The sequence below is a fragment of the Rhodopseudomonas sp. B29 genome, from assembly GCF_000333455.1.
Lineage (GTDB): Bacteria > Pseudomonadota > Alphaproteobacteria > Rhizobiales > Xanthobacteraceae > Rhodopseudomonas.
Window position 1 is genome coordinate 1 of record NZ_BADD01000064.1, and the last position, 11108, is coordinate 11108.

At 63.7% G+C, this 11108-nt stretch carries 5 protein-coding genes and 1 pseudogene; 5 read left to right on the top strand and 1 reads right to left on the bottom strand.

Going from position 1 to position 11108, the window contains the following annotated elements:
• From I5M_RS29035 to I5M_RS02235, 5 genes are all read left to right on the top strand, one after another.
• Positions 1–327: hypothetical protein (locus tag I5M_RS29035; RefSeq protein WP_040771521.1), on the top strand; the 327-nt coding region annotated here is incomplete at its 5' end.
• A 179-nt stretch (positions 328–506) separates the two neighbouring features.
• Positions 507–4706, top strand: a complete 4200-nt coding sequence (rpoC, locus tag I5M_RS02220) for a DNA-directed RNA polymerase subunit beta' (RefSeq protein ID WP_031335074.1) — start codon at positions 507–509, stop codon at positions 4704–4706.
• A 346-nt stretch (positions 4707–5052) separates the two neighbouring features.
• Positions 5053–7113, top strand: a complete 2061-nt coding sequence (locus tag I5M_RS02225) for an FAD-dependent oxidoreductase (RefSeq protein WP_022719908.1) — start codon at positions 5053–5055, stop codon at positions 7111–7113.
• 112 nt (positions 7114–7225) lie between these two features.
• Positions 7226–9358, top strand: coding sequence for an ABC transporter ATP-binding protein (locus tag I5M_RS02230; protein ID WP_022719909.1), 2133 nt, complete (start codon positions 7226–7228; stop codon positions 9356–9358).
• 186 nt (positions 9359–9544) lie between these two features.
• Complete coding sequence (locus I5M_RS02235; RefSeq protein ID WP_244431915.1) at positions 9545–10600, top strand: hypothetical protein; 1056 nt, start codon at positions 9545–9547, stop codon at positions 10598–10600.
• A 262-nt stretch (positions 10601–10862) separates the two neighbouring features.
• On the opposite strand, the pseudogene I5M_RS02240 reads toward I5M_RS02235, so the two are convergent.
• Positions 10863–11108, bottom strand: a pseudogene (locus I5M_RS02240) (hypothetical protein); the annotation flags it as partial.

The window sequence follows — 11108 nt, forward strand, 5'->3', positions numbered from 1 at the left end:
TCGATCGGTCCGTACTCGCTCGTCACCCAGCAGCCGCTGGGAGGCAAGGCGCAGTTCGGTGCCCAGCGCTTCGCGGAAATGGAGGTGTGGGCCCTCGAAGCCTACGGCGCCGCCTACACGCTGCAGGAGATGCTGACGGTGAAGTCGGACGACGTCGCCGGCCGCACCAAGGTGTACGAGGCGATCGTGCGCGGCGACGACACGTTCGAGGCCGGTATCCCGGAATCGTTCAACGTGCTCGTCAAGGAAATGCGCTCGCTCGGCCTCAACGTCGACCTGCACAACTCGAAGCTCGGCGTACCGCCGCCGGCCGAGGCGGCCGAGTAAGCGTCAGCGTTCGCCTCCCCCGCGCGGGGGAGGCCGCCGGCACGATCCGGCGGACGGGGCTCTTCCTGGCGAGGAAGCGGCCTCAATCCTCAGCCTCTCCCGCAAGCGGGAGAGGGGACGGACCAAGGATTTAACCGACCCGCGGAGTGCGCAGCTCCAACGGTGTCGAGGAGATGGCGATGAACCAAGAGATTATGAATCTGTTCAACCCGACGACGCCGGCTCAGGTCTTCGACCAGATCCGGATTTCGATCGCGTCGCCGGAGAAGATTCTGTCGTGGTCCTACGGCGAGATCAAGAAGCCGGAGACCATCAACTACCGCACCTTCAAGCCCGAGCGCGACGGTCTGTTCTGCGCCCGCATCTTCGGGCCGATCAAGGACTACGAGTGCTTGTGCGGCAAGTACAAGCGGATGAAGTACAAGGGCATCATCTGCGAGAAGTGCTCGGTCGAAGTGACGCTTTCCCGCGTCCGTCGCGAGCGCATGGGCCACATCGAGCTGGCGGCGCCGGTCGCTCACATCTGGTTCCTGAAGTCCTTGCCGTCGCGTATCGGGCAGCTGCTCGACATGACGCTGAAGGACCTCGAGCGCATCCTGTACTTCGAATACTACGTGGTGCTGGAGCCGGGTCTGACCTCGCTCAAGGAGCGTCAGCTGCTGTCGGAGGAAGAGTACCTCCGCGCCCAGGACGAGTACGGCCAGGACAGCTTCACCGCCATGATCGGCGCCGAGGCCATCCGTGAATTGCTGAAGGGCCTTGATCTCGAAAAGATCGATGCGCAGCTGCGCGTCGAGATGGCCGAGACCGACTCCGACATCAAGCACAAGAAGCTCGCCAAGCGGCTGAAGATCGTCGAGGCGTTCCGCTTCTCCGGTAACAAGCCGGAGTGGATGATCCTGACCGTCGTGCCGGTGATCCCGCCGGACCTGCGTCCGCTGGTGCCGCTCGACGGCGGCCGCTTCGCGACGTCGGACCTCAACGACCTCTATCGCCGCGTCATCAACCGAAACAACCGGTTGAAGCGCCTGATGGAGCTGCGTGCGCCGGACATCATCATCCGCAACGAAAAGCGCATGCTGCAGGAAGCTGTGGACGCGCTGTTCGACAACGGCCGCCGCGGTCGCGTCATCACCGGCGCCAACAAGCGTCCGCTGAAGTCGCTCGCCGACATGTTGAAGGGCAAGCAGGGCCGGTTCCGTCAGAACCTGCTCGGCAAGCGCGTCGACTATTCGGGCCGTTCGGTCATCGTCGTCGGTCCGGAGCTCAAGCTGCATCAGTGCGGCCTGCCGAAGAAGATGGCGCTCGAACTGTTCAAGCCGTTCATCTACTCGCGGCTCGACGCCAAGGGTCTGTCCACCACCGTCAAGCAGGCGAAGAAGCTCGTCGAGAAGGAGCGTCCCGAGGTTTGGGACATCCTCGACGAAGTCATTCGCGAGCATCCGGTGCTGCTGAACCGCGCGCCGACGCTGCATCGTCTCGGCATTCAGGCGTTCGAGCCGGTGCTGATCGAGGGCAAGGCGATCCAGCTGCACCCGCTGGTCTGCGCCGCGTTCAACGCCGACTTCGACGGCGACCAGATGGCCGTGCACGTCCCGCTGTCGCTCGAAGCGCAGCTGGAAGCGCGCGTGCTGATGATGTCGACCAACAACATCCTGCATCCCGCGAACGGCCAGCCGATCATCGTGCCGTCGCAGGACATCGTGCTCGGCCTGTACTACCTGTCGATCATGCGGGAAGGCCTGCCGGGCGAGGGCAAGGTGTTCGGCGATCTCGCCGAGCTCGAGCACGCTCTGTACTCGAAGGTCATCCACCTCCACACCAAGATCAAGTACCGCTGGGATTCGCTCGACGAGGAAGGCAAGCCGTATCAGCGGCTGGTCGACACCACCGCCGGCCGCATTCTGCTCGGCCAGGTTCTGCCGAAGTCGAAGAAGCTGCCGTTCGAGGTCATCAACAAGCTGATGACCAAGCGCGAAATCTCCAGCGTCATCGATCAGGTCTACCGTCACTGCGGTCAGAAGGAGACGGTGATCTTCTGCGACCGCATCATGGCGCTCGGCTTCTTCAACGCCTTCAAGGCGGGCATCTCGTTCGGCAAGGACGACATGGTCGTCCCGCACTCGAAGTGGAAGATCGTCGACACCACCCGTACGCTGGCGAAGGATTTCGAGCAGCAGTACAACGACGGTCTCATCACTCACGGCGAGAAGTACAACAAGGTGGTCGACGCCTGGTCGAAGGCCACCGAGGAAATCGCCAAGGAGATGATGAAGGAGATCTCCGCGGTTCGGAAGAGCTCGGACGGGGCCGAACAGCAGGTCAACTCGATCTACATGATGGCCCACTCCGGTGCGCGTGGTTCGCCCGCGCAGATGCGTCAGCTCGCCGGTATGCGCGGCCTGATGGCCAAGCCGTCGGGTGAGATCATCGAGACGCCGATCATCTCGAACTTCAAGGAAGGCCTCTCGGTTCTCGAGTACTTCAACTCGACCCACGGCGCCCGTAAGGGCCTCGCGGACACCGCGTTGAAGACCGCGAACTCGGGCTATCTGACCCGCCGTCTGGTCGACGTGGCGCAGGACTGCATCATCAACGCTGATGACTGTGGCACCTCGCTCGGCATCAAGATGCGGGCGATCGTCGACGCCGGCACCGTCGTCGCGTCGCTGGGCAGCCGTATCCTCGGCCGCACCGCGGGCGAGGACGTGCGCGATCCGGCGACCAACGAGATCGTCATCCCGCGCGGTACGCTGATGGAAGAGCGTCACCTCGAGGCGGTGACGCAGGCCGGCATCCAGGAGGTCAAGATCCGCTCGGCGCTGACCTGCGAGCTGGTCAACGGCATCTGCGCCAAGTGCTACGGGCGCGATCTCGCCCGCGGTACGCCGGTCAACCACGGTGAAGCTGTCGGCGTCATCGCCGCGCAGTCGATCGGTGAGCCCGGCACGCAGCTGACGATGCGTACCTTCCACATCGGCGGTGCGGCTCAGATCAACGAGCAGTCGGTGATCGAGTCGAACTTCGACGGCAAGATCGTCATCAAGAACCGCGGCATTGCGAAGAACGGCGAAGGCCATTCGGTCGCGATGGTGCGCAACATGGTGGTGGCGATCGTCGACCCGGACGGTACCGAGCGGGCGACCCATCGCATCCAGTACGGCGCGCGTCTGCACGTCGACGAGGGCGACATGGTCAAGCGCGGCCAGCGTATCGCCGAGTGGGATCCGTACACCCGGCCGATCCTGACCGAGGTGGAAGGCACGATCGATTTCGAAGACCTGATCGAAGATCAGTCGATCTCCGAAACGCTCGACGAATCCACCGGTATCGCCAAGCGTATCGTCATCGACTGGCGCTCGAGCCGCGGTGGTGCGGACCTGCGTCCGGCCATCGTGATCAAGGGCAAGGACGGCAAGGTGCTGAAGCTGGCGCGCGGTGGTGACGCCCGCTACATGCTCTCGGTCGACGCCATTCTGTCGGTCGATATCGGCGCCCAGGTGAAGCCCGGCGACATCCTCGCCCGTATCTCGACGGAAAGCGCCAAGACGCGCGACATCACCGGCGGTCTGCCGCGGGTGGCGGAGCTGTTCGAAGCGCGCAAGCCGAAGGATGCGGCGATCATCGCCGAAATCGCCGGCACCATCCGGTTCGGTCGCGACTACAAGAACAAGCGTCGCATCTCGATCGAGCCGATGGACAAGGACGAAGAGGCGCGCGAGTACCTGATCCCGAAGGGCAAGCACATCCACTTGCAGGACGGCGACATCGTCGAAAAGGGCGATTTCATCGTCGAGGGCAATCCGGCGCCGCACGACATCCTGGCGATCAAGGGCATCGAGGAACTCGCTGCCTATCTGGTCAACGAAATCCAGGAGGTCTACCGGCTGCAGGGCGTGTTGATCAACGATAAGCACATCGAGGTCATCGTCCGGCAGATGCTGCAGAAGATCGAGATCACCGATCAGGGTGATACCGACATGATCTCGGGTGAACAGGTCGACAAGATCGAGTTCAACGCGCTCAACGCCAAGGCGGTCGAGGAGGGCAAGAAGCCCGCCACCGGCAACCCGGTGCTGCTCGGCATCACCAAGGCGTCGCTGCAGACCCGGTCGTTCTTCTCGGCGGCGTCGTTCCAGGAGACCACCCGCGTGCTCACCGAAGCCGCCGTCAACGGCAAGGTGGACCCGCTGGAAGGCCTCAAGGAAAACGTCATCGTCGGCCGCCTGATCCCGGCCGGCACCGGCGCCTCGATGGCCAAGATTCGCGAAGTCGCCACCAAGCGCGATCGCCTCATTCTCGACGAGCGCGAGAAGCAGGCCCCGATCGTGCCGGCGACCCCGGAAGCCGAACCGCTGTCGCTGCCGCCGGCGGAGTAATCGGGCTTCTGCAATGCAATCGCGAAAAGGCCGGCCTTCGGGCCGGCCTTTTTGTTGGTCGCTCCTGTCGTGCTGTGGCGCGATTGCTCATCTCGGCAGCAATCTTTCCAGGCGTCCAGCATTTGTGCGCCGCCGAACGCCTTGTTCATCTTCCCTTCAGGTGAAAAGCCGCTTTGTGAAGGCTGGCGACGAACCGCCCAGTGACCCGCGTCGCGTGCCTTCGAAATCAACGCAAAGCTTTGGAGTTGCACTGGTTTCGACGCGGCGTCTGTGTCAAACGGGCGATGAGCGCAATCGGATGGAAGCGCGGCTTTGGATGGCCGCGCCGATGCGTTGAAAGAGCGACATGTTTGATCTTGCAATCGTTGGTGGTGGTCCGGGCGGCTTGATGAGCGCCTGGTATCTGAAGCGCAAGCTTGGCCCGCTGTGCCGGGTCACGATCTTCGAAGCGTCCGATCGAATCGGCGGCAAGATCGTCACCCAGAAGTTCGAATCCGCTCCGGCGATGTACGAGGCCGGCGTCGCCGAGCTGTACGATTATTCGATGACCGGGCCCGACCCGCTGCGCGAGCTGGTCCAGCACTTCGGCCTGCAGACCATCCCGATGGACGCCGAACAGGTGCAGCTCGACGGTGAGCTGCTCAACGACGTCCCCGGCATGCGCAAGAAGTACGGCGACAAGACCGCCGAGGCGATCCTGGGCTTCCGCAAGAAGCTGACCGAGCAGATGGACCCGCTCGAGTACTACGAAGGCGTGGGCGCGCACGACAACGAGCATCCCTGGGCGTGGACCAGCGCCGACGCGCTGCTGGACAAGGAAGTCGAAGATCCGACCGCCAAGCGTTTCTTCAAGGTGATGGCGAAGTCCGACATCGCCACCGAGCCGCACAACACCAACGGCCTCAACGCGCTCAAGAACTTCGTGATGGATATCGACGGCTATATCGGCCTGTATTCGATCCAGAACGGCAACGAGCAGTTGATCGAGTGCCTGCGCTCCGAAGTCGACGCCGACATCCAGTTCAACCATCGTGTCCTCAAGGTCGGCAAGACCGATACCGGCCGCTATGAACTGAAGATGATGAACGGCAAGGGGCCGGAGACGCGCGACTTCGATCTCGTGCTGATGTGCCTGCCGCACAACTGGCTGGCGACGCTGGACTGGGGCAACGAAGAGCTGCGCAAGGCGATGGTCAAGCACGTCGCCTATTTCGACCGCCCGGCGCACTATCTGCGCATCTCGTTGCTGTTCGATTCGCCGTTCTGGGGCGACAAGATCCCGGGCTCCTGGTTCATGTCGGAGGCGTTCGGCGGCTGCTGCGTCTACAACGAAGGCTCGCGCCACGACGTCGGCAAATACGGTGTGCTCAACTTCCTGATCGCCGGCTCTGACGCGCTGGCGTTCTCCAACCTCACCGACAAGGAGCTGATCGACCTGGCGCTGAAGTCGCTGCCGGCCGAGATCGGCAATTCGCGCGAGCATTTCCTCGAGGGCAAGACCCATCGCTGGCTGTCGTCGGTCAATTGCATCCCCGGCGGCCTGCCGGTGCGGGACGTCATGACCAATCATCGCCCCGAGCCGAAGAACCATCCGGGCTTCGTCGTGGTGGGCGACTATCTGTTCGACTCGACGCTCAACGGCCTGTTCGACTCGTCGGATGCGGCGACCGACATCATCGTCACCGAGACGATGAAATTGCGCCGCGCCAGGCAGGGCGGCGCGGGCGCCAGCGACAAGATCGACCGCGCTTATTTCGAGAACTATCGCAACCAGGGCCCGTATCGCGAGGTCTGGAACCGCTTCACCGATCCCGACTACCTGATGGAGATGATCCGCACGGTGTGGGGCCTGGAGCACGGCTACAAGCTGCTGATCGCCGGCTCCGCGTCGGGCGAACTGGTCGGCGCGCTGCGCAGCCGCGGCGTCGACGCCTTCGGTGTCGACAACAACCGCGGCATCGTCGCCAAGACGGCGCCGGCGCTGAAGCCCTACAACAAGCTCGGCTCGATCACCGACCTGCCGTTCGAAGACGACGAGTTCGACATCGTGTTCGAAACCAGCCTGTGCCACGTCGCCGAGAACCGCGCCGCCAAGGCGATCCGCGAATTGCAGCGCGTCACCCGCACCGGTCTGGTGTTCGGATCGGTCACCAGCGACATGGAAGCTGATTTGATCGACCGCTACGACCTCTTGCGCGGCGTCAAGAAGCTCGGCACCTGGTGGGAATGGTCGGAGCTGTTCTTCAACAACGGTTTCGATCTGTCGATGCATCGCAACGACGTCGGCGATGCGCTGTGGGAGCTGACGCTGAAGGCCAATCGCGGCCCGGGTCAGTGGTACAACGACGCGGACAGTCTGCGTTACTCGTTCTTCGACAAGGTCGAGGACGAAGACGACGAAGACTGACGCGCCGCTTTGCCGATCAGCAATGATCGCGTAAGTTCGCGCCGCGGTTCGGTTTGGTACCAGCCGCGGTCCGCGATCACGACGATCGGGCCCGTCCTCACCGGTTCCTTTCATGGCGCGCAAGCGTAGGCCTTCCGACAAGCCGCCGGCTGCTCCGGCTCCTGCCGACCCGTCGGCTAGCGCGCCGGGCGCCGCGCCCGGTGACGCCGTATCTTCGCCGCTCGACGAAAAATTCGCGATGCCGGTCGGCGCTGCCGCGCCGGTGGTGCCGAGCATCACGCCGGCATTGAAGCCCGCACTCGACAAGAAGGGACCGCCCGACAAGAAGCCGGCGCCGCCGTCCGATGACGACGACGAGGATGACGAGGACGACGACGAGGCGGAAGACGACGAAGAGGACGATGAGGATGACGACGAGGAACTCGTCGTCTTCACCGCCCGCGAGGCTGCCGGCGCGCTCGCCACGATCGCGCGCTTCATCCGCCCGGCCGTCGCCAATTACAGGAAGATGCTGGCGTTCGTGGTGTTCGGCGTTCTCGTCGAGACGCTGTTCAACGTCATCATGCCGCTCAGCCTGAAGTTCCTGATCGACGACGCGCTCGGCGAAGAGGACTTCCAGGAACTGTACAAAATCCTGTCGGTGCTCGCCGTCGCGGGCATCATCACGTCGATCGTCGCGGTGTGGTACGAGCGCTGGGACGCGCGGCTCGCCGCCTGCGTCGTCGCCGACGTCCGCAAGCGGCTGTTCGATCACGTCCAGAAGCTGCCAGCTGGTTATTTCGCGCGCACCAAGCGCGGCGAGACGCTGTCGCGATTCTCGATCGACATGTCGGCGTTTGAAAGCGTCGTGGAAATCCTTGCCAACACCGCGCTGCTGCCGTTCCTCGAGCTGATCGCCGGCATCATCCTGATGCTGTTCCTCAACTGGCAGCTCGCGCTGGTGGCGCTGCTTGTGTTCCCGATCACGCTGATCGGCCCGCGCATCCTCACGCCGAAGGCGGTGCAGGCCAATTACGAGCAGAAGGTTCAGGAAGCCGGCCTGCTCGGCGTGGTCCAGGAGAATGTCGCGGCGCAGGCGGTGATCAAGGCGTTCAGCCTGCAGCGCAAGATGTTCGGCGTGTTCGCGCTGCGCAACGAGACGACGCGGCAGAAGATGGCCCGCGCCACCTTCCTGACCTCGATGGTCGAGCGCTCGGTGACGGTGGCGGTGCTGCTGTTGCACTTGATGGTGCTGGCGCTCGGTGCGTATCTGGCCACCAAGGGCCAGATCACGGTCGGCACTTTCGTCACTTTCGAGAGCGCTTTCTGGGAAGTGTCCTACAACATCGCGCATCTGATGCAGTTCATCCCGGTGGCGATCCAAGCCTCGGCCGCGGTCCGCCACATGGAAGAGCTGCTCGACGAGCCGACCCCGATCGCCGATCGCGCCGGCGCCGCCGAGCTGCCGCGCATCACCGACAACATCGCCTTCGAGCGCGTGACCTTCTCCTACGAAGGCGCGCAGCGGCCGGTGCTGGATAATCTCAGCCTCAAGCTGAAGGCCGGCAAGACCATCGCGGTGGTCGGCCCGTCGGGCTCCGGCAAGAGCACGCTGCTCAATCTGATCCTGCGGCTGTATCAGCCGGACGAGGGCAGGGTGACGATCGACGGCGTCGACGTGCGCAAGGTGACACTCGACTCGCTACGCCACTCGATGGCGGTGGTGTTCCAGGAGAACATGCTGTTCAACATGTCGATCCGCGAGAACATCCGGCTCGGCAAGGAAGGCGCCACCGATCAGGAGGTGATCGAGGCCGCCAAGAAGGCCGAGATCCATCGCTACATCATGTCGATGCCGGACAAATACGATACCCAGGTCGGCGAGCGCGGCGACACGCTGTCGGGCGGTCAGCGCCAGCGCATCGCCATCGCCCGCGCCATTTTGCGCAACCCGTCCGTGCTGCTGCTCGACGAAGCCACCTCGGCGCTCGACCAGACCACCGAGGCGGCGATCAACAAGACGCTGATGAAGCTGGCCCGCGGCCGCACCATGATCTTCTCGACGCATCGCTTGGCCTCGGTGGTCGACATGGACGAAATCATCGTCATCTCCGGCGGCCAGGCCATCGAGCGCGGCAGCCACGCCGAGCTGCTGGCCAAGAACGGCGTCTATCGCAAGCTCTGGGACGACCAGAAGCACCACGTCAGCGGCGGCCGCGATGACGACGATGATGATGATGAAGACGACGAGGATGACGACGATTAAGGCCGGCTAGGCCGAACTAAGTAGACTCGCGAAGATCCGAATCGGCCGCCGACGATGCAAGCTGTGCATCTTGGCGGCTGACACGCGAGTCTCTGGCCGATGGCACTGCTTCGGAGTAGCAGATATCAGCGCGAAAGCGCAGGCGCACGCGCGCCAGTCGCTTTGCTGTCCGTTTTCTGCTCGCTAGTGGCTGCGCTCGTTTATTCCTCCGCGGCGTCTGCCGAGGAGCGCCCACTCAGCCTGCCGCGCTGGACAATCTCCACCGAAGCGCTGTTTCTCAGCCGCTCCGGCTCGGGTCATCAGCCTCTGGTGGCGCTCGTTCCGGGCGACGTGCCGTGGTGGACTCCGGTCGGCCCGAACACGACCAACGTGCCCGGCGTGGAAGCGCTGAACAGCAGCGGGCTCAGTCAGCATCTGGCAGCCGGGCCTAAGCTCGGCCTGAGCTACCGCGATCCGTCCGGCCTCGGCGCCGAGCTGTCCTATTTCGGAGTAAGGCTGCAAGCCTCCAAATCCACCGGGCCAGAGAACCCTGCACAATGGTTGGTGATGAAGGCTCCAGGCACGTTCTGGCAGACGCAGGACTATTCCTATCAGTCGATGGCGTGGGAGGACGATACGCGGCTGCACAGCCTGGAGGCCAATGTGCGTCTGGAATTGTCCCCGCGCGTCACACTGCTCGCGGGTATTCGTTGGCTGCAGCTCAGCGACAAGCTCGAAGGAACGCTGGATCCGGCCGATCTCGGCCAGCCGCTATGGAAGTTCAACATCCCGAGCCGGCTCAGCAATGCGGTGCCGGTCCCCGGCAGTCCAGTCGTCGTCAATCCGCCGTTCTGGACGACCGAGACCACCAACGATCTCTACGGCATCCAGATCGGCGCCAAGGCCGCGCTCTGGGAGTTCGGACGCTTCTCAGTCGATGGCTCCATCAAGGCCGGCGTCTACGACAACCGCGCCAAGCAGCTCACGCTGGTGAGCATGCAGAAGCAGCTCTACCCGGCGCAGTCGTCGACCAATTCGGCGGCGTTGGTCGCCGAGGGCGGGCTGGTGGCGAAGTATCGCTTCACCGACGTTGCCGCGCTGAAGCTCGGCTATGAGGCGCTATGGCTCGAAGGCATCGCACTGGCGCCTGCGCAAATCCAGCAGACCTGGACAACCCCGAGCAGCGTCTCGGCGCGCAGCATCGACCGTGGCTCCAGTACTCTGTTTCAGGGGTTGACGGTAGGCGTGGAGTATTCGTTTTAGTTAGCTCCCTCACCACGCCGTCATGGCCGGGCTCGTCCCGGCCATCCACGTTTTTCAGCGTTGCGGCGCTCAATTCGTGGATGCCCGGGACGAGCCCGGGCATGACGGAGCGTTGTTGCCCACGCAGCGTTTACTACGAATTGCAGCGTCATCCCGAGGTGCGCGCTCTTGCGCGCCTCGAAGGATGGACTCCGCGCCGTGGCTGTCATCCTTCGAGGCTCGCTGCGCTCGCACCTCAGGATGACGGCTTCCCCGCAATCGCTCAGTTCCGCCGCAGATACAGCGGCGTTCGCAGGATCAGCTGATAGGTCGGCTGCGGCGTCCAGGCGATCTGGGCGGTGACGCCGAACAGGCGGTTGTCGTTGTCGTCCATCTTGTCGAGGTCGAGACGGACGGTCGGGCCGGTGAAGCCGTCCACTGGACTTCGCTCCAGCAGGTCGATGCCGCCGAACCACTGCACGCCGGCGCGGCCGGTGAATTTCCAGTTGCTGTCCCACTGGTAGTAGCC